Genomic DNA, 18,159 nt, shown 5'->3' with positions numbered 1-18,159 from the left:
GCGGGGAACCGGTCCTATGCGAAAATCCTCCAACAGGGGTGTTGGGTTCTTCTGAGGGGAGCTGGCCAGGATGCTGATGTTCGACGCACTCGTACCGATCAAGGCCGCCGCCGTGGGGGCAGCAGCTGGTGCGGCTGCAGCCGCCGGCGCGGCTGCGGGCGCTGGTGGTGGCGGGGTCGCGAAGTTCAGCGTCGAGCCGGAGCAGGCCCAGAAGATGATCGACGGGCTCAAGCAGGCCCTCGAGAAGCTGATGGACCTCCGCAGGGAGAGTGAGGGAATCGGTCGCGTGGGGGCCCCTGGGCCTGACCCGTTCAGCGGCTACGCGACCCTCGCGATGCGCAAGACTGCCGGCGGCGAACCCGGTGGCTACCTGTGGGCGAACCAGGAGGCCCAGAAGGCCCTGGAACAGACCATCAAGAACATCGAGAAGGCGCTCGCCGAGTACCAGGCCACCGACGAAGCGGCACAGACCGCGATGAAGGGCTGACAGACCTTGAAGCGCATGACCGCCTTGCTGACCGCTGTGCTCGCATTCGGCGTGTTGGCGGGGTGCACGAACTCCGAGACCGGCGGCAACCCGACCACGGCCTCGACGACCGGTGGCGGGCAGACGAGCAGCCAGCCCACCAGCGAGGATCCCGGTACGAAGCTCGACGTCACGAAGTTCGTCAGCGCCCCGTGCACCATCCTCACCGCCAGCCAGGTCACCACCCTGGGTTCGGTGCGAGCGCCAGAGCCAGGCACGTCCGCGTTGGGCCCCAACTGCACCTGGGACGGCCAGGACTCCATCAAGAACTCGACCTACGAGATCTCGGTGACCACCGGCAAGGACTTCGATGCCATGAACGAGAACTCCAAGAAGAACGGGGTCTTCGTCGACAAGCAGATCGACGGCGTGCGAGTCATCTCCACGGACAGCACCGACGCGTCGATGTACTGCTTGACCTCGATCCAGGCGTCCAAGACCGATTCCGTCACGGTCCAGATCTCCACCGCCTCGGACGAACGAGCGACCAAGAAGCCGTGCCCGGAGACTGAGCGGGTCGCGCAGCTGATCATCACAAACCTGAAGGGGTAGCGAGATGGCTGGGGATGAGCCGAACATCGGCGGTTTCGCGTTGCTCCCCTTCGCGGGCGGCGAAACGATCTACAAGTGGTTCGAGGCCGGCAGTGGTCCGAGCCAGAGCACCTCGATCGCTTCCGAAGCCTGGCGTGGACTCTCGAACGGCCACGGCGACGTCGCCCAGTTGATCGAGAAGGCCGTTCGCGATTCCGGCGCGGCCTGGGAGGGGTCTGCGGGTGATGCGGCCCGAGGTGGCACGTCACCCCTCGCCGACTGGGCAACGGTCACCGGTGAGACGGCGACCCAGGCCGGCACCAACGCGGACACCGTCGGCAGTGCCTACGCCAACGCAGCGAACGCTATGACCAAGCCTCCGGCGGTGCCGGACAAGCCGTTCCTGAACGACATGTGGCCGTGGGACACGGACTACGACAACGCAGTCGAGAAGAACCAGCAGGTCAGCGAGCAGAACATCCGCGCGTTCAACCAGTACGCCGGAGCTGTGAACGCGACCATGAACAACCAGCCGACGTTCATCGCGCCTACCGCCACCGACGGCTCCGTCCAGGAGCAGCCCGGTAGCAACCAGCGGATCGACCAGGTCGGCTCCAGCAGCAACAACCCGCCGTCCACCGGCAACACCCCCACGCCCGGCGGTGGCGACCGCGGTGGCAGCGACGGCACGAACCTCGCCGGCTGGAAGCCGCCGACCGACGGCACCAACCCGGCGGGTGTCGACGACCCGCGGTTCACGCCTCCCCCGACCGACGACCCGCGCAACCGGCCGCCGACGAACATCGGTGACCCGACGGTGCCGCCCGGTGGCAGGTTCGACCCGAACGACCCGCGTCGTCCGGGTGGGCCGCTCGACCCCAACAACCCGCGTCGTCCCGGCGGGCCGCTCGACCCGAACAACCCGCGCAACCGTCCCGGTGTGCCTGGCGTGCCCGGTGGGCCCGGTGGTGGTTCCGGCGGCGGTCGTGGTGGCGGCGGCGGTGGTGGGCTCGGCGGGCCTGGTGCCGGTGGTGCCGGTGGTGGGCTCGGCGGTGCCGCGGCTGCCCGCGGCATGGGTGGGCCCGGTGGCATGGGCGGTGGCTTCGGTGGTGCGGCCGGCGTTGCCGGTAGCGGTGCCGGTGCCGGCGCCGGTGGCTTCGGGCCTGCCGGTGGTGCTGCGGGTGCCGCCGGTCGGGCCGGTGCGGCCGGCATGGGTGCCGGCGGTATGGGCGCCGGAGCCGGTCGTGGAGAGGGCGCGGAGGACTCGGAGCACAAGTCCGCCTCCTACCTGCAGGAGACCGAAGACATCTTCGGCGACGGAACGATGGTCGCTCCGCCGGTCATCGGCGGATAAGGGGGAAACGTGCTGCGGAGCAGGGTCGCCATCCCTGTCACGGCGCTCTACCAGGCGTGGCAGGCCGCGGGCCTGCCGACGATGCACCGTGCGCTGATCGCTCAGGTCGACTTCGACGAGGGACTCCTCGAGTCGGGTGACGTGAGCGAGCTCGAACGGATGCAGAGGTCGGCGTGGGCGCAGCTCGAGCAGTACGGGCTCGCGCGCGGCGGGCAGGTCCACCCGGACCTGGCCAACGCGCTGCGGCTCGTGGTCGAGGCCGGCGTGGAGTACTGGGCGTTCTTCAGCCTGAAGGACGGCCCCCAGCAGAGCGTGCTGGTCGTGTCGAACGGTCAGGACGCCCTGCGGATCCTGCTCACCCAGGACCAGCAGTTCGTGCTCGAACCGGTGCGGGCGGACGAGGCGCCGCAGGCGTTGGTCGGCGCGCTGCCGCCCACTCCGGCGGGCCGGGGCAACCCGATCACGCTGCCCGCCGACGCGTTGCAGCAGAAGCGCCAGCCGTCCTATGAGGACACCGGCTCGTTCCTGCAGCAGAGCCGGCCGACGAGCACGCCGAACGACCAGCTCGTGGCGCAGCTCAAGGAGATCATGGGCCAGCCGCGCACCGGTGGTGGCCAGGTCTTCTCGGCCAAGCGCGACCACCTCGGCCGCAAGCAGCGCTGCGTGAACCCGTTGACGTTCATCGACACGCCGAACGGGCGCTACCTCGCGGCGAAGAGCGACGGCTGGCTGCGGGTGCAGCCGGCCGACTTCGGCACGCTGGCGCGGATGACCGCCACGATGCCGTAGAACGTGCCACGGCCGGGTCGCGTGCAGCGGCCCGGCCGTTGTCGTGTCAGGAGAACCGCAGCGCGTCCGGTCCCAGGTCGGCCGGGCTGCGGTGCCCGGACAGCCCGAGCGTCAGGTCGAAGTCCGCGAGCAGGCTGCGCAGCACGTGCCGCACCCCGACCTGACCACCGTGCGCGAGCCCGTAGGCGAACGGCCGCCCGACCATCACGGCCTTCGCCCCCAGCGCCAACGCCTTCACGATGTCGGCACCGGTGCGGACGCCGGAATCGAACAGCACGTCGATCTGCTCCCCCACCGCCTCCACGACGGACGGCAGCGCGTCCAGCGACCCGACCGCGCCGTCGACCTGGCGCCCGCCGTGGTTCGAGACGACGACACCGTCCATCCCGTACTCGACGGCCTTGCGCGCGTCGTCCGCGTGCTGGATTCCTTTGAGGACGATCGGCCCGTCCCAGTGTTCGCGCAGGAACGACAGCTGGTCCCACGACTTGTCGGTGCCGGTGAAGAGCTGCACCCACCGCAGGATCGCCATCGGCAGGTCCTCCTCGGGTGAGCGCTGCAGCCCGGCGCGGAAGACCGGGTCGCTGAACGGGATCGCCGTGCCGACGCCGCGCAGGAACGGCAGGTAGGCCTGGTCCAGGTCGTGCGGCCGCCACGCGAGCGTCCACGTGTCCAGCGTGACGACCAGCGCCGTGTAGCCCGCTTTCCGAGCCCGGTCCAGCAAAGAGGCGCACACGTCGGGGTCGTTCGGCCAGTAGAGCTGGTACCAGCGCGGCCCGTCGCCGGACGCCTCCGCGACCTCCTCGATGGTGTGCGACGACGCGGTCGACAGCACCATCGGCACCCCGAGTTCCGCCGCCGCCCGCGCGGTGGCGAGTTCGCCGTCGGGGTGCAGGATCGACTGCACGCCAATGGGTGCGAGCATCACCGGTGCCGGCAGCTCGGTGCCGAGCACCGTCACGCCGAGGTGCCGTTCGGTCGCGTTGGTGAGCATGCGCGGCACGATCCGCACGCGGTCGAACGCCTCGCGGTTCGCGCGCACGGTGGCACCCGAACCGGCGCCTCCCGCCACGTACCAGAACGGTCCCGGGCCGAGCCGGTCGCGCGCGGACTGCTCCAGCGCGTCCGGGTCGGTGGTGAACGGGGGCACGGCGCCGCCGAGCCCCTGCAGGTAGATCTCGTTCTGGTACGCGGCGAAGGAGGTCATGCCGCCTACTTTGCTACGAAACGGGTGGCACGAGCTAGACCCGTGCCCCCGTCGTCCGCTTCCTCTTCACCCCTACCTGCCGCGGCCACCGCGACTCCAGCCAGATCGCCACGGGCGCGGCCGTGACCACTGTGGACACCGTGCCCGCCACCAGGCCGACCAGCAGCGCGATCGCGAAGTTCGCGAGCGACCCGTCGCCGAGCACCAGCAACGCCGACAGCACGAACAGCACACCGATGCCGGTGTTCACGGTGCGCGGCACCGTCTGCACGACCGCGTCCGACACCACGTCCGGGTACAAAGCCTTCAACCGGGAGCCGCGCAGTTCGCGCAGGCGGTCGAAGACCACGACGGAGTCGTTGACCGAGTAGCCGATCACGGTGAGCAGGGCGGCGAGGAACACGCCGTCCGCCGTCTTGCCGAGCCAGGCGAACACGCCGATCAGCACCACGACGTCGCTGAGCAGGGCCGCGACCGTGGCGAGGCCGAGGCGCCAGTCGAAGCGCACGGCCAGGTAGCCGAGCTGGGCGAGGACGGCGATGGCCAGGCCGATCACGGCGTTGCGGCGCAGTTCGGACGACAGCGACGGGCCGATCAGCTCGTTGCTCGACTGGCGGGCGCCTCCGTCGACGGCGGACGAGACGACCTCGCCCAGCCTCGACGACGTCGCGTCGTCGATCGGGCCGGTGCGCAGCGAGACCTCGTTGCCCGAGGACGAGACGACCACGTCGGAGAGGCCCGCGTCGGCGAGCGCTCCCCGCACCCGGCCGGGGTCGATGGTGCCGCCCGCGGTGAAGTCGAGCATGCGGCCGCCGGTGAACTCGACGCCGAGGTTCAGGCCTCGCGCGAACAGGCCGACGAGGGCCACGAGCACCACGGCGCCGGCGCTGATCAGCCACAGCGCCGGGCGGCGGTAGAGCAGGACGGACAGGCGCCGGCGGACCCAGCCGATCGTGTGCAGGCCGCTCAGGCGGGGGCGCTTGGCGATGAACCGGGAGCCGATGACCCACAGCACGAGCACGCGCGACAAGACGAGGGCGCTGAACATCGACGCCAGCACACCAATGGTCAGCGTGACGCCGAAGCCGCGGACCGGGCCCGTGGCCAGCCAGAACAGCAGACCCGCCGCCAGCAACGTGGTCACGTTCGAGTCGGCGATCGCGCTCAGCGCACCGCGGAAGCCGCTCTCCGAGGCGCGCCGGAGGTTGGGTTTGCGCGCGTACTCCTCGCGCGCTCGCTCGAAGATCAGGACGTTCGCGTCGACCGCCATGCCGATGGCCAGCACGAAGCCGGCGAGGCCCGGCAAGGTGAGCGTCGCCCCCACCGCGAGCAGACCGGCGTAGGCGACGCCCGCGTAGCCGACCAGCGCGACGACGGCGAGGAAGCCCGCGAGGCGGTAGGCGACCATGAGGAAGATCGAGGTCAGGGCGATGCCGATGATCGCCGCCTTGGCGCTCGCGTCGATCGCCTCGGCGCCGAGGGTGGCGCCGACGGTGCGCTGTTCGATCACCTCGACCGGTACCGGCAGTGCGCCGGAGCGGACGACCAGGGCGAGCTCCTTGGCCTCGGCCTCGGAGAAGCGGCCGGTGATCGTGGTCGCGCCGCCGCCCTGGCCCGCGCCGCACGGGGTGTCGAGGCTGACCTCGGGCGACGAGATCGGCTTGCCGTCGAGCACGAACGCGATCTGGCGGCCGGGCGTGCCGGACGGCTCGCAGGCCGCCTCGCCGGTGACCTTCTGCCAGGTCTTGGTGCCCTCGCCCTGGAACTGGACGTTGACCACGAAGCCCGCGCCCTGCGGGTTGCGCGCGGACTGGGCGTCGGAGATGCCTTCACCGGTCATCACGGTCTGGCCGTTGCGCTGCACGGTGAGCTGCGCGGTCTGCCCGAGGACCTTCACGGCCTCCTCCGGGTCCTGCACGCCGGGCAGTTCGACGACGATGCGGTTCTCGCCGGAGCGGGCGATGACCGGTTCGGCGACGCCCAGCGCGTCGACGCGGCGGCGCAGCACCTCGAGAGAGCGGTCGGCGGCGTCGGAGTCGCCCTTGGCCTCCAGGACGATCTGGGTTCCGCCGCGCAGGTCGAGGCCGAGGCGGGGGTCGGTGGTGAGCAGCAGGAATGCGGATGCGACGAGGACCCCGAGCGCTATGAGGGCGCGCAGGAGGAGGCCCCGTCGCGCGGTGTCGCGCGACATGGGTGGGAAGACCTTCCGGGACGTGGGTGCTGGAAAAGGGGATTCAGCGACCGGAAGGCGGTGAGCGGGCGGGCTGGGGCGTCCAGCGGATGCCCTCGGGCGTGCGGTGCACGCGGCGGGCGAAGGAGACGACGAACCGGACGGGCAGCGCGGGCTTGGCGACCGGCGGCGCGTCCATCGGCAGCTGGGCCTGCGGCACCTGGGCCGCGTTGGGGTTGTGCGGCTTCGGCGCGGTGACCGGCAGGTTCGCGAAGTCGTGGCCGTGCCGGACGACGGCACCGGACGTGGCGGGCTCGGCGGGCGCGGCGACGATGAACAGCTGTCCGAGGAACAGCAGGAACGCGAGGGCGACCGCGTTGCGACGCATCACCGCTTCCTGCCTCCACCGACGTAGACGAGCGCTCCCCCCACGACAGCGCACAACCAGGAAAGCACAAGTGGCTGCATCGTCGTAGCCCCGAGGAACAACGCGACGGTCCAGCCGAGCAGGACCAGCGCCGACACGCCGAGCAGCGACACCGTCACGGCGAGCTTGCGCAGGCTGAAGAGCAGCCGGAACGGACGCAGCCGCAGCGCCACCACCAGGCAGCACAGCACCACCGCGCCGGTGAAGAACCCCAGGTAGGGCGTCGGCCGGGGCATGCCGGCGACCAGGCCGAGTAAACCGCCGCCGACCAGCAGCAACGACAGCGTGCGCAGCGCACGCCACACCTGCACCTTGTTCAACTGCAGCTGGACGGGCTTCGACGAGCGCCGCCGTTGCACGGTCGCGAGGTTCGTCCTGGAGTCCGCGTCGGACGGGTCGAGCTTGATCGCCGTCCGGTACGCGTGCTCGGCGGTGCCCCAGTCGCGCATCCGCAGGGCCGCGTCGCCGAGCACCTGGAACGCCCGCGCCTCGCTCGGGGCGAGCTGCGAGGCGTGCAGGGCAGAGTCGAACGCCTCGACGGCACCGTCAGGTGCGTTGGCCAGCACCTCGGCGAGCACGACGTAGCACCGCCAGTCGCCGGGCTTGCGCCGCACGGACTCGCGCGCCGCGACCGCCGCCTCCTGGTGCCGGCCGAGGTCGCTGAGCGCCAGGGCCGCGAGGCGCTGGGGCCAGGCGGGCTCGCCGTCGAGCACCATCGCGCGCTTGGCGGAGTCGAGCGCCTGGTCCGCCTCGCCGAGGTCGAGGTGGGCGGCGGCGAGCCGGCACCACGCCTCGGCGTGCCGAGGGTTCGCCGCCACGAGGGGCCGCAACAGGTCGATGGCCTGCCGCGGCTTCCCCGAGGCGGTGAGGTCGGCGGCACGCAGGAGCACCGCTGTCATCGGCTCGGACACGCCGCACAGTGTGACAAAGCATCGGCGGAACCCGAACGGGTGACCTCGGCGGAGGTGGCGGGGAGTGCCGCAGAACCATCGGCGGAGGCAGCCGGGGAGTGCCGCGAAGCCCTCCCCGGCCTCTCGCTCAGACCGACGCGCCGAACCAGCGCGCCAGCTCCCCCTCCAGCTCCGCCTGGTCCTCGCCCACCCACGCCACGTGCCCGTCCGGCCGCACCAGCACCGCCGGCGCGGTCAGCTCCTCGCTCACGTCCACGACGTGGTCGACCCGGTCCGCCCAGCCGGCGGCCGACAACGTCCCGGCCTGGTCGAGCAGGACGCCACGCCCCGAGTGCATCTGCGCGTAGAGCCCGCCGCCCTTGAGCGCGAGGTCCCCGATCCGCCGCCCCACCAGGTCGTTCTCCGAGCCGAGGTCGTACCGGACCGAGACCGCGATGATCTTCTCGATCAGGTACCGGTTGACCTCCTCGAACTGCACGAGCTCGGTGAACAGCCGCCGCACGGCCTGCGGACCGGGCTCGACCTTCATCAGCTCGATCTGCGCGCGGGTGTTGTTGAGCACCTCCTCGGCCACCGGGTGCCGTTCGCTCTCGTAGGTGTCCAGCAGGTCGGAGGAAGCCCGGCCGTGCACGACCAGGGCGAGCTTCCAGCCCAGGTTGAACGCGTCCTGCACGCCGAGGTTCAGGCCCTGGCCGCCGGTCGGCGGGTGGACGTGCGCCGCGTCGCCCGCGAGGAACACCCGGCCGGACCGGTAGCGCTCGGCCTGCCGGGTGGCGTCGCCGAACCGCGAGAGCCAGCGCGGCGAGTGCACGCCGAAGTCCGTGCCGACGACCTTGACGAGTTGCTCCTTGAAGTCGTCGAGCGTCGGCATCACGGCACGGTCCTCGTTGACGCCCTCCGCGGGCACGACGACCCGGTACGTCGCGGTGCCGCCGATCGGGCCGACGCCGAACCGCTTCTGGGTCTTGCGGACCTCCAGCATCAACGGCATCGCCTCCTCCCACGGGATGCCGATCTCCATCTCGCCGAGCAGCGTCTCGACCCGCGACGGTTCGCCGGGGAAGTCGATGCCCGCGAGCTTGCGCACGGTGCTGCGGCCGCCGTCGCAGCCGACCAGGTACTTCGCCCGCAGCGACGTGCCGTCGTCCAGCGAGACGGTCACGCCCTCGTCGTCCTGCGCGAAGGCGGTCACCGTGACGCCCCGCCGGATCTCGGCGCCGAGCTCGGCCGCGTGCTCGGCGAGCAGCCGTTCGGTGACGGGCTGCGGGAGGCCGAGGACGACCGGGTACTTCGTGTCGAGCTTCTCGGGCGCGGGCTTGTCGATGCCCGCGAAGAACCCCGCGAGCGGGTGGGTCGTGCCGGCCTCCAGGAACCGGTCGGCGATGCCGCGCTGGTCCAGGATCTCGATGCTGCGAGCGTGCAGGCCGAGCGCTCGGACGACCTTCGTCGGCTCGGGGTCCCGTTCGAGCAGCACCACGCTCACGCCGTGCACGCGCAGCTCGCCGGCCAGCATCATGCCGGTCGGTCCACCGCCGGCGATGATGACGTCGATCATGGAGTGATCCCCATTTCCCCAGGTGGATGACGTTGGCCGGGGAATGATGAAGCACACCCAGGGTCTTGTGGCAAGGCCCCCGGTGCGCTATACGTTGAAGTGGGAGGAGAGCGGTGCTCTCCCCCTTTCGTCGTTTCTGGGGGTTACGACGTGGTCCGCTGGTACTTCGCCGGCCTCGTGCTGTCGTTCTTCGGAACGAGCGCGATGATGCTGGTCGCCGGGATCTGGGTGAAGTCGCTGACCGGCAGCGACGCGCTCGCCACGCTGGCGCTGCTCTGCGTGTACGCGCCGGGCGTGCTGTCGCCGTGGATCGGCCGGTTCGCCGACTCCTACCGCCGCAAGCCGTTGCTGGTCTGGACAGACCTCGCGATCGTGCCCGCGCTGGCGCTGCTGCTGGTCACCGACGAGCTGTGGGTGATCTTCGCGGTCCTGCTGCTCTACGGCACGAAGGCCGTCCTGGTGAGCGCGGCCGAGCCGGGGTTGCTGGTGGCGTTGCTGCCGCCGGACCGGCTGGCGAAGGTCAACGGACTGCGCATGTCGTTGCAGGAGGGCATGAAGCTGGTCGCGCCGTTGGCGGGCGCGGCGCTGTTCGCGGCGCACGGCGCGTGGCCGGTCGTGGCGATCGACGCGCTGTCGTTCCTGCTGGCGGCCGGTGCCACCGCGATGATCAGGGTCGACGAACCGCCGCCGGCGCCACGCGAGTCGGCGAGCCTGCCGCAGCTGAAGGCGCTGCGGTGGCCGATCGTCGGCGCGGCGACGGCGTTGTTCGCGTCGTCGTTGAACACGGCGGCGGCGTTCCCGCTGGTCGAGAACGGGCTGGGGTACGGGCCGGAGTTCCTCGGCGTGCTCGCCGCCGTGCAGGGCGCCGGATCGGTCCTCGCGGGCCTCACCGGGAAGCACGCGAACGTCCGCGTCGGCCTGGTGCTGGTCTCGGTCGCCGCGCTGGCCCGTGCGACGGGCTGGCTGCCGGCGGTGCTGGTCTCGGGGTTCGTGACCGGGATCGGCCTGGCCTGGACCGTGGTCGCGGTGGCGACGCTGGTCCAGCGCAGGACACCCCCCGCCGTGCTGGGACGGGTCAGCGCGACGGCGATGAGCCTCGTGTTCGGCGCCGTGCCGCTCGGCCTCGCGGCGGGCGCGTTCCTGGTGGCGCACCTGGGTTTCGCGACGATCTACGTGCTCATCGCGGTGGTGACGGCGTTCGCGGCCGCGGTCCGCGAACGTCAGGCCAGCACCCCGGTGCCCTTCAGGTGATCGAACACGACGCGGGTGACCGGGGAGACCCGGTCCGCGTCGGCGGCGGTGAACCACGCCAGTTCGGCGATCTCGCTCGCCGGCGCCAGCTCCCCGGTGAAACCCGCCGAGTAGCAGGTCATCCGCACGGTCTCCCCCTCGGCACGACCGTGCGCCTGCGCCTCGAACACGCCCACGAGCTCGGCGCCGTGCACGTCGACGGACAGCTCCTCGCGGATCTCGCGCGCGAGCGTCTCGACGTCGGACTCCCCCGGCTCGCGCTTGCCGCCGGGCACGTAGAACGTGTCCTTGCCGTGCGAGCGGGCGACGAGCACCCGGCCGTCCACGACGTGGACCCAAGCCACCTTGTCGATCACGCGACCGACCCTAGGCGCTGGCCAGCTCCTTGACCACGCGGTGCGCGTCGGCGAGCGACTCCACGGCGAGCTCGCGGAACTGGTGCATCTGCGGCACCACGTCCGCCAGCGTGAGCTCGGCGTGCACGAACTCGAGCCGCTGGTCGAGCCCGACCATCGACAGCACGGCGCGCAGGTACGGCTCCTGGAAGTCGAAGCCCTCGCGCGGCGTGCCCGGCTTGTACGAGCCACCGCGGGCCGTCACGACGACGACGCGCTTGCCTCCCCACGCGAACGTGCCGTCCTCGCGAGCGAAGTTGGCGGACGTGGCGACCTGGTCGATCCAGGCCTTGAGCGTCGACGGGATCGAGAAGTTGTACATCGGCGCGCCGATGAGGATCACGTCGGCGGCGTCGACCTCGGCGATCAGACCGTCCGCGATGCCCTGGTCGGTGCCGTCCTTGTGCGGGATCGGCGACGCGTGCAGGTCGCGGTAGGTGTAGCCGCTGCCGGGGTTCGCGGCACGCCAGCTGTCGGCGAACGCGCTGGTCACCTCCCGGGTCACGGACCCCTCGTACCGGATGCTCGTGTCGATGTGCAGCAGATTGGTCATACTCGGAACATACGAGCGAAGAATTTCCGAGTCAAGATGTTCTTAGTCGAGAACATCTCTTCTGGGATGTAGGATGGGACACATGGAGGCGCAGCCGGAAGTCATCGAGGCCTGCTTGGAGAAGTGGGACATGAACTGGCTGCTGCACCGCGCCGCCCAGCGGGTCGGCGCCGCGTTCGCCGAGGAGATCACCAAGTTCGGGATCTCGCTGCGCGGTCAGCTCGTGCTGCAGGCGCTCGCCACCGAGGAGGCCCAGCGCACGCAGCTCAAGCTCGGCGCGATGCTCGGCCTCGACAAGACCACGCTGACGAGCGAGCTCGACAAGCTGGAGCGGGCCGGCCTGGTCCAGCGCGTGCCCGACCCCAACGACCGGCGCGTGCGCACGCCGGTGATCACCGACAAGGGCCTCGCGCTGCAGAAGGAGGCGGGCGACGCGCTCGCCGAGGTCGAACGCGCCTTCCGCTCCCGCTTCACGCACGACGAGATGGTCGTCATCCGCAAGGTGCTGCAGGACCTCTCTCGCGGTGAAGGCCCGACGCACGGGTCCTGCATCTAGACCAACGCGCCGAGGTCCGCCTCTCGCAACTGTTCCGGCGTCACGGTCGCCTGCGCGTCCACCAGCGCCTTCAACGCCGTGCCGTGGTCCCACACGTTGACGTTCATCGCCGCCCGCAACCGTCCGTCGCGCAGCCAGAACGCGATGAACTCCCGCGAAGCCAGATCGCCGCGCACGACCAGCTCGTCGTCCGGGCCGGCCAGGCCGCGGTACTCCATGCCCAGGTCGTACTGGTCGGTGAAGAAGTACGGCGACTTCACGTACGGCTCGTCCAGGTCGAGCAACGACCCCGCGACGTGCGTGCCTTGGTCCTTCGCGTTCGCCCAGTGCTCGACGCGGACCCGGCCGCCGTAGCGCGAGTGCTCCTGCGCCGCGATGTCGCCCGCCGCGAAGACGTCCGGCGCGGAGGTGCGCAGCACCGCGTCCACGGCGACACCGCCTTCGGCCAGGTCCAGGCCCGCGGCCTCGGCCAGTTCGAGCCGGGGCGTCGCCCCCACCGCGAGCACCGTCACGTCCGGGTGCAGTTCGGTGCCGTCGTCGAGCCGCACCCCGGACGGCGAGAAGCTGTCCACTCCCGCGCCCAGCTCGAACTCCACGCCGTGCTCCTCGTGCAGGCCGCGGAACATCGCGCCCATCTCCGGGCCGAGCACGCGCACGAGCGGTTCGGCCAGCGGGTCGACCACCGTCACGCGGCAGCCGTGGGTGCGGGCTGCGGCCGCCACCTCGCAGCCGATCCAGCCGGCGCCGACGATCACGACGTGCCTGCCCTCGCGCAGCGCGGACTTCAACGCCACCGAGTCGTCCAGCGTGCGCAGCACATGTCCTTGTGCGCCAGGCAGGACGCGCGGCCGTGAGCCCGTCGCGAGCAGGAGCCGGTCGTAGGACCGCACTGCTCCGTCCGAGTCCACGACCGTGTGATCGCCGGGCCGCAGTTCCAGCACCGACACCCCGAGCTGGAGGTCGATCTCGTTGTCGGAGTAGAAGCTCGGCTCGTGCACCCACGCGGGTTCCGCAGCCTTGCCCAGCAGCACGTCCTTGGACAGCGCGGGAAGCTCGTACGGGCGGTGGTGTTCGGTGCCGAACATGGTGATCTTGCCGCCGTAGCCGCGATCGCGGAGCGCACCCGCCGCGGAGGCACCGGCGAGACCCGTGCCGACGATGACGATGCGTTGCGGTTCCGCCATTTTCACCCCTCCAGGTGACCTATTCTCGTCCCGAGTGCGACGCTAACCGCAGCTCGGCACGGTCGCTGGACGGAGACGCGAAACCTCCGTCATGACAGCCGGTGACGCACGTCTCCCAGACGTGAGCGCCGGTGGCACCGAGCCGGCGCGCCGAGTGAGCTGGAGGAAGAACCCCGTGGGAGCACCAGAGGAGTGGCAGGTGAGCTGCCGCGACATCGCTTCGCGCCGACGGGACATGACGGTGTTCGTCAGCCAGGGGCACATCGTGATCACCGTGCCGCCGGGGGAAGCCGCCGTCTTGACGCCACTGGAGGTCGGTCGCCTGCGGGCGGCGTTGCGCGATGCCGTCGTGAGCGCGTCCAACACAGACGTGTGACCGCAGTCACACCGTTACCTACTCGCTAGTAGGTAGATGGCAGAGTGGGTCGCATGGTGACCCGCGTGCTGCTGACCCTGGTCAAAGCCGGAGTGATCCGGCCGTTGGGCCCGCGCGGGCTCGCCGGCACCGTCCGCGGGTACCTGCACTGGGACATCACGCTGGCGTGGGGCTACCAGACGGGCGCGGGCCGGCACCCCGACCGCGCGGCGATCGTCGATGACGAGGGCGTGCTCACCTACGCCGAGGTGCACGAGCGCACGAGCAGGCTCGCGCACTCCTTCCGCGCGAGGGAACGCGTCGGGCTGCTGTGCCGCAACGGCCGCGCGTTCATCGAGACGATGACCGCGTGCACGAAGGTCGGCGCGGACGCCGTGCTGCTCAACACCGGCCTGAGCGCGGCACAGCTGGCCCAGGTCGCGCGGGACCAGGAGATCGACCGGATCGTCGCCGACCGCGAGTTCGCCGGCGCGCTGCCGGACCTGCCGACGTTCTTCACCGACGAGCTCGAGTCGCTAATCGCCAACGGGTCCACCGCGGCGCTGCCCCGCAGGCCCCCGCGCGGCCGGTTGATCATCCTCACCTCCGGCACCACCGGCGCGCCGAAGGGCGCCCGCCGCCCGGAACCCGCGAGCCTCGCCCCCGCCGCCGCGCTGCTGTCCCGGATCCCGCTCAAGCACGGCGACGTCATCTCCATCACCTCCCCGCTCTTCCACGCGTGGGGGCTCGCCGCGTTCCAGCTCGGGCTCGTGCTCGGCGCGACCCTGGTGCTGCGCCGCCGGTTCGATCCCGCGCAGGCGCTGAAGGACGCGAACCGGTGCACCGCGATGTTCGTCGTTCCCGTGATGCTGCAACGGATGCTGGAGGTCGGGCACCGGCCGAACCTGCGGATCATCGCGTCCAGCGGCTCCGCGCTGCCGCCGAAGGTCGCCGCCCGGACGCTGGAGGAGTTCGGCCCGGTCCTCTACAACCTCTACGGCTCAACGGAAGTGAGCTGGGCGAGCATCGCCACCCCGGAGGAGATGCTGCGCGAGCCCGGCACGGCGGGCAAACCCCCGCTCGGCACCCGACTGGCCATTGTGGACGACCACGGCACACCGGTGGCACCGGGCGAGACCGGGCGGATCTTCGTCGGCAACGAGATGCTCTTCGACGGCTACACCAACGGCACCAGCAAGGAGTCGCTGGACGGCCTGATGTCGACCGGCGACCTCGGCTACGTCAAGGACGGGCTGCTGTTCGTGGCCGGCCGCGACGACGAGATGATCGTCTCAGGTGGCGAGAACGTCTACCCACACGACGTCGAGGACCTGCTCTCCACCCTCGACGGCGTCACGGAGGTCGCGGTGCTCGGCGTGCCGGACGAGGAGTGGGGCCAGCGCCTCGCCGCCTACGTCGTCGGCGCGGAAACGCTGACCGCCGAACAGATACGTGAACACGTGAAGGCCCACCTGGCGCGGTACTCCGTTCCCCGGGATGTTTTCTTCGTCAACGAGTTGCCCCGCAACGCGGCCGGAAAAGTGCTGAAACGCCAGTTGCGCGAACACCACTAGAGTCAGGCCCCGAGTGAGGGGGCTTGACCATGACGGTTCCCGGCAGAACCGCGGATCCGCGGTCCACCGCCGTGCACAACCTGCGCGAGGCGCGCATCGCCCTGGACGAAGGCAGGCCGGGCGAGGCGTTGGAGCACGCGGAGAAGGCGGTGGCTGCGTTCTCGTGGCTGGACGACGCGGAGGGCGTGGCCGAGGGTGTGCTGGCGCAGTCGGTGGCGCTGGGCAAGCGGGGGCTGTGGCCCAGCGCGCTCGACACGATCGACAAGGTGCAGGCGATCGCCGCGGCCAACCGCCACATCGGACTCCAGGCGCGGTGCAGCTTTTCCCGTGCCGTGGTGGAACAGCGTCTCGATTCGCGGGAGCGCAGCTTCAACTCCTTCGCCCGCGCGCTGGGTCTCGCGGAGCTCACCGGGGACAACGAGCTGATCGGCTCGGTGCTGTTCGAACAGGCACGGGTGTTGCGCGTGCAGTACCACGAGCACTGCACGATCCGCACCGAGGAGAGCCGGTGCAGCCTCGACGGGGAACCGTGCGTGCGCAAGCTGCGCCGCGCGGAGGCGTTGTGCGCCCAGGTCCGCGACCGCTGGAAGACGCTCGGCGACCCGGTGCGGATGGCGATGGTGAACGTCCTGCTGACACACGTGCGCATCGATCTGGGTGAACTTGACCGCGCGCACCGCAGCTGGCAGCGCGCTGACCAGTTGCTTGCCGGAAGGACCCGTCCGGCGGCGCGGGCGGAGGCGTTGATGGCGCGGGCTCGGCTCAGTGGCTCGAGGGAGCGTTACGCGGAGCAGATCGCCCAGCTGTCGCAGGCGGCCGAGCTCGCGATGAGCTGCCTGGCGCGGGAGGTGGCGGTGCACGCGCACCAGCAGCTGAGCGAGGCGCACGAGCGGTGCGGCGATCTGGAACGGGCGCTGCGGCACGCGCGGATGCAGCTGGAGCAGTACCGGTTGTGGGAGCTGCAGGAGGGCCGCGACCTGCTCCGGATGCGCGAGCACGACCTGTCGTCACGGCTCGTGGAACAGTTGGCGCACAAGCGTTTTGAGCCTAGGCGGGAGGATGCGGCGGTGCGCGTCCCGCACTCCGGCGAGCTGCACGAGACCGGTACCGCGGAGCACACGAACGCCCGGATCGCCCACGCGTTGCGGGCGGGACTCACCAAACGCGGCATCGAGGTGCTGCGGCTCGTGGCCGCCGGGGAGAGCACGGCGATGATCGCGGAGTCGCTCGGCCTGTCCCCCAAGACCGTGCAGAACCATCTACAGCGCATCTACACGACCCTTGACGTCAACGGCCGCGCCGGCGCCATCGTCTGGTGGATGAACCTGACAGCGCGCTAGACATGCATTGTCAAACGATTGACAACTGCTCCGACCAGACAAGTTGACCATCGTCCGTTCGGTCGCTCGACGCCGACCGGGAACTGCCGGTTAGCGGGTGATTTACCTACGCTCACGCGGTTGAATTGGGTGTCGTGATGGGTAACAGGTCTGTGTCATGCTCCGGTAACAAGGTGTCCGGTTGACGAGCGAGGGGCGGTCATGGGGAGGCAACGCCGCCGGGCCGAAGCGTCAGTGCTTGCGCAGCGCGATGCGTGCCACGTCCCGCCACAGCAACGGGTCGACGCCCTCGGGGTTGATGTGCTCCAGCAACGCGGCCAGCGCCGTGCGCGCGTCCCCGCTCTCGTCCGGGTCGACCTCGTCCGCCGCCCGCACGAGCAGCAGGTGACACCGCAGCTGCTGCTCCTCGTCGAGCCGTCCCGTGGCGAGCGCGGCCTCCGCGAGCGCCCGCGCCCGGTCGACCTCTCCCTCGCGCAGCGCCAGTTCCGCCCGCAACGCGCGGGCGTGGGCGAGCAGTCCCTCCGGCCGGCGCAGCGCCGCGACGGTCTTCTCGACCTCGTCCAGCAACGCGACCACGTCGTCGAGGTTCACCCCCGGCGAGCGCAGCGAGATGGCCGCCCCCGCCAGGCGGACCCGGCAGCCGTACTCGGGATCGCCCTCGAAGTCGTCGAGCAGCGCCACGGCCTCGCGGATGCAGTGCGCGGCCTCCGTCCTGTCCCCCAGGCGATCCGCGACCTTGGCGCGCACCCACCACGTGGAGATCGCGAGGCGGTCGCGGCCGAGTTCGGGCAGCCGCACCGAGAGCTGGTCCACGACCTGTTCGGCGTCGGCCAGCCGCCCGGCCGCGGCGAGCTCCGCGCACAACGCGATGAGAGCGCGCGTGTGGACGCGACGCACCCGTTCGCCGTCACCGGCCGCCAGCTCCACGGCCTCGGTCGCGGCCTTCACGGATTCGGCCGTCCGGGCGAGGCGCCGCAACGAGGATGCGCGCAGGATCTCCACGAGCGCGTCCACCGCCGGACCGGGAGACCACGACTTGCGCAGCTTCCCCGCCGCCAGCAGCAGGCCCTCGTGGTCGCGTTGCCGGGCGAGCACCGCCAGCCGCGTCCAGCGGACGCACCAGCCGAACATCTCCTCGTCGGTGCGCTTTCCCAGCGTGTCCAGCAGGTCGACGGCCAGCACCAGGTCGCCGTCGTGGTAGGCGAGCAGGGCCTCGCACCACGCGAGCGCCTCGTCCTGCACGGCCGTGCGGTCCTCGTCGACCACGAGCTCGGACGGGTCGACGCCGAGCACCTCGGCGAGCCGGCGGACGACGGTGGGCGACGGGACTCGTTCGCCGGACTCCAGGCGCGACACGTAGCTCATCGAGACGCCGGGGCACGCGAGGTCCTTTTGCGACAGACCGCGCTGCAGCCGGACCGCCCGCAACCGCGCACCGAACCTCGTCAACGACTTCCTGCCCTCATCCACGGCCGCCACCC

At 71.0% G+C, this 18,159-nt stretch carries 18 protein-coding genes; 9 read left to right on the top strand and 9 right to left on the bottom strand.

The features are described 5' to 3' along the window. The first annotated feature begins 70 nt into the window (after positions 1–70). From ABZX02_RS17065 to ABZX02_RS17050, 4 genes are read left to right on the top strand one after another with little or no spacing between them, the layout of a single operon-like run. On the top strand, positions 71–487 hold the full coding sequence (locus ABZX02_RS17065; RefSeq protein ID WP_355299094.1) for a hypothetical protein: 417 nt from the start codon (positions 71–73) through the stop codon (positions 485–487). Positions 488–502: 15 nt separating this feature from the next. Further along, a complete protein-coding gene (locus tag ABZX02_RS17060) occupies positions 503–1,078 on the top strand; it encodes a DUF3558 domain-containing protein (protein ID WP_355299092.1) in 576 nt (191 codons plus the stop codon). 4 nt (positions 1,079–1,082) lie between these two features. Next, positions 1,083–2,411: a PPE domain-containing protein gene (locus ABZX02_RS17055; protein WP_355299090.1), complete on the top strand. Its 1,329-nt coding sequence runs from the start codon at positions 1,083–1,085 to the stop codon at positions 2,409–2,411. Positions 2,412–2,420: 9 nt separating this feature from the next. Then, complete coding sequence (locus ABZX02_RS17050) at positions 2,421–3,200, top strand: ESX secretion-associated protein EspG (protein ID WP_355299088.1); 780 nt, start codon at positions 2,421–2,423, stop codon at positions 3,198–3,200. A 46-nt stretch (positions 3,201–3,246) separates the two neighbouring features. Here the strand turns inward: ABZX02_RS17050 and ABZX02_RS17045 are convergent, their stop codons facing one another. From ABZX02_RS17045 to rox, 5 genes are all read right to left on the bottom strand, one after another. Next, positions 3,247–4,407, bottom strand: coding sequence for a lactate 2-monooxygenase (locus ABZX02_RS17045; RefSeq protein ID WP_355299086.1), 1,161 nt, complete (start codon positions 4,405–4,407; stop codon positions 3,247–3,249). Between the two features lie 34 nt (positions 4,408–4,441). Next, positions 4,442–6,598 carry a protein translocase subunit SecD gene (secD, locus tag ABZX02_RS17040; protein WP_355299084.1) on the bottom strand — a complete coding sequence of 719 codons (2,157 nt, stop codon included), beginning with the start codon at positions 6,596–6,598 and terminating at the stop codon, positions 4,442–4,444. Between the two features lie 43 nt (positions 6,599–6,641). After that, positions 6,642–6,965, bottom strand: coding sequence for a hypothetical protein (locus tag ABZX02_RS17035; protein WP_355299082.1), 324 nt, complete (start codon positions 6,963–6,965; stop codon positions 6,642–6,644). Further along, entirely contained in the window at positions 6,965–7,915 is a 951-nt protein-coding gene (locus ABZX02_RS17030; RefSeq protein ID WP_355299080.1) for a tetratricopeptide repeat protein, read from the bottom strand. Before ABZX02_RS17030 ends, ABZX02_RS17035 begins: the two co-directional genes overlap by 1 nt. A 127-nt stretch (positions 7,916–8,042) precedes the next feature. Next, positions 8,043–9,470, bottom strand: a complete 1,428-nt coding sequence (gene rox, locus ABZX02_RS17025) for a rifampin monooxygenase (protein WP_355299078.1) — start codon at positions 9,468–9,470, stop codon at positions 8,043–8,045. 150 nt (positions 9,471–9,620) lie between these two features. Here rox and ABZX02_RS17020 point away from each other — a divergent pair, with 150 nt between their 5' ends. Beyond that, complete coding sequence (locus ABZX02_RS17020) at positions 9,621–10,721, top strand: MFS transporter (protein WP_355299077.1); 1,101 nt, start codon at positions 9,621–9,623, stop codon at positions 10,719–10,721. Here ABZX02_RS17020 and ABZX02_RS17015 read toward each other — a convergent pair. Together ABZX02_RS17015 and ABZX02_RS17010 are read right to left on the bottom strand one after the other, a co-directional pair. Next, entirely contained in the window at positions 10,691–11,077 is a 387-nt protein-coding gene (locus ABZX02_RS17015) for an NUDIX domain-containing protein (RefSeq protein WP_355299076.1), read from the bottom strand. The genes ABZX02_RS17020 and ABZX02_RS17015 overlap by 31 nt on opposite strands. Before the next feature lie 10 nt (positions 11,078–11,087). Continuing rightward, positions 11,088–11,669 carry an NAD(P)H-dependent oxidoreductase gene (locus ABZX02_RS17010; RefSeq protein ID WP_355299074.1) on the bottom strand — a complete coding sequence of 194 codons (582 nt, stop codon included), beginning with the start codon at positions 11,667–11,669 and terminating at the stop codon, positions 11,088–11,090. 82 nt (positions 11,670–11,751) lie between these two features. Between ABZX02_RS17010 and ABZX02_RS17005 the strand changes: the two genes are divergently transcribed. Next, positions 11,752–12,225, top strand: a complete 474-nt coding sequence (locus ABZX02_RS17005) for a MarR family transcriptional regulator (RefSeq protein WP_355299072.1) — start codon at positions 11,752–11,754, stop codon at positions 12,223–12,225. Here ABZX02_RS17005 and ABZX02_RS17000 read toward each other — a convergent pair. Beyond that, on the bottom strand, positions 12,222–13,409 hold the full coding sequence (locus ABZX02_RS17000) for an FAD-dependent oxidoreductase (protein ID WP_355299070.1): 1,188 nt from the start codon (positions 13,407–13,409) through the stop codon (positions 12,222–12,224). The two genes, ABZX02_RS17005 and ABZX02_RS17000, sit on opposite strands and share 4 nt — an antisense overlap. A 175-nt stretch (positions 13,410–13,584) precedes the next feature. On the opposite strand from ABZX02_RS17000, the gene ABZX02_RS16995 reads away from it, so the two are divergent. Genes ABZX02_RS16995 through ABZX02_RS16985 form a run of 3 tightly spaced genes read left to right on the top strand, consistent with a single transcriptional unit; the run spans position 13,585 to position 16,678 of the window. Beyond that, the gene (locus tag ABZX02_RS16995) at positions 13,585–13,785 is read left to right on the top strand and encodes a hypothetical protein (protein WP_355299068.1); all 201 of its coding nucleotides are present in this window, start codon (positions 13,585–13,587) and stop codon (positions 13,783–13,785) included. 53 nt (positions 13,786–13,838) lie between these two features. Further along, positions 13,839–15,338: an AMP-binding protein gene (locus tag ABZX02_RS16990; protein ID WP_355299067.1), complete on the top strand. Its 1,500-nt coding sequence runs from the start codon at positions 13,839–13,841 to the stop codon at positions 15,336–15,338. Between the two features lie 29 nt (positions 15,339–15,367). Beyond that, complete coding sequence (locus tag ABZX02_RS16985; RefSeq protein WP_355299065.1) at positions 15,368–16,678, top strand: LuxR C-terminal-related transcriptional regulator; 1,311 nt, start codon at positions 15,368–15,370, stop codon at positions 16,676–16,678. 231 nt (positions 16,679–16,909) lie between these two features. Here the strand turns inward: ABZX02_RS16985 and ABZX02_RS16980 are convergent, their stop codons facing one another. Further along, positions 16,910–18,148, bottom strand: a complete 1,239-nt coding sequence (locus ABZX02_RS16980; protein WP_355299063.1) for a helix-turn-helix transcriptional regulator — start codon at positions 18,146–18,148, stop codon at positions 16,910–16,912. Positions 18,149–18,159: the final 11 nt, after the last annotated feature.

This window comes from Lentzea sp. NPDC003310 (assembly GCF_040610935.1).
Taxonomy (GTDB): Bacteria; Actinomycetota; Actinomycetes; order Mycobacteriales; family Pseudonocardiaceae; genus Lentzea.
The sequence above is the reverse complement of the archived record's forward strand: the minus strand, read 5'-3'. Positions and strand labels throughout refer to the sequence as shown.

Bases quoted from the DNA above. Each gene is read 5' to 3' on its own strand.
- ABZX02_RS17065 (WP_355299094.1), top strand. From the start codon at position 71: ATGCTGATGTTCGACGCACTCGTACCGATCAAGGCCGCCGCCGTGGGG.
- ABZX02_RS17060 (WP_355299092.1), top strand. From the start codon at position 503: ATGACCGCCTTGCTGACCGCTGTGCTCGCATTCGGCGTGTTGGCGGGG.
- ABZX02_RS17055 (WP_355299090.1), top strand. From the start codon at position 1,083: ATGGCTGGGGATGAGCCGAACATCGGCGGTTTCGCGTTGCTCCCCTTC.
- ABZX02_RS17045 (WP_355299086.1), bottom strand. From the start codon at position 4,407: ATGACCTCCTTCGCCGCGTACCAGAACGAGATCTACCTGCAGGGGCTC.
- secD (WP_355299084.1), bottom strand. From the start codon at position 6,598: ATGTCGCGCGACACCGCGCGACGGGGCCTCCTCCTGCGCGCCCTCATA.
- ABZX02_RS17035 (WP_355299082.1), bottom strand. From the start codon at position 6,965: ATGCGTCGCAACGCGGTCGCCCTCGCGTTCCTGCTGTTCCTCGGACAG.
- rox (WP_355299078.1), bottom strand. From the start codon at position 9,470: ATGATCGACGTCATCATCGCCGGCGGTGGACCGACCGGCATGATGCTG.
- ABZX02_RS17010 (WP_355299074.1), bottom strand. From the start codon at position 11,669: ATGACCAATCTGCTGCACATCGACACGAGCATCCGGTACGAGGGGTCC.
- ABZX02_RS17005 (WP_355299072.1), top strand. From the start codon at position 11,752: ATGGAGGCGCAGCCGGAAGTCATCGAGGCCTGCTTGGAGAAGTGGGAC.
- ABZX02_RS17000 (WP_355299070.1), bottom strand. From the start codon at position 13,409: ATGGCGGAACCGCAACGCATCGTCATCGTCGGCACGGGTCTCGCCGGT.
- ABZX02_RS16990 (WP_355299067.1), top strand. From the start codon at position 13,839: ATGGTGACCCGCGTGCTGCTGACCCTGGTCAAAGCCGGAGTGATCCGG.
- ABZX02_RS16985 (WP_355299065.1), top strand. From the start codon at position 15,368: ATGACGGTTCCCGGCAGAACCGCGGATCCGCGGTCCACCGCCGTGCAC.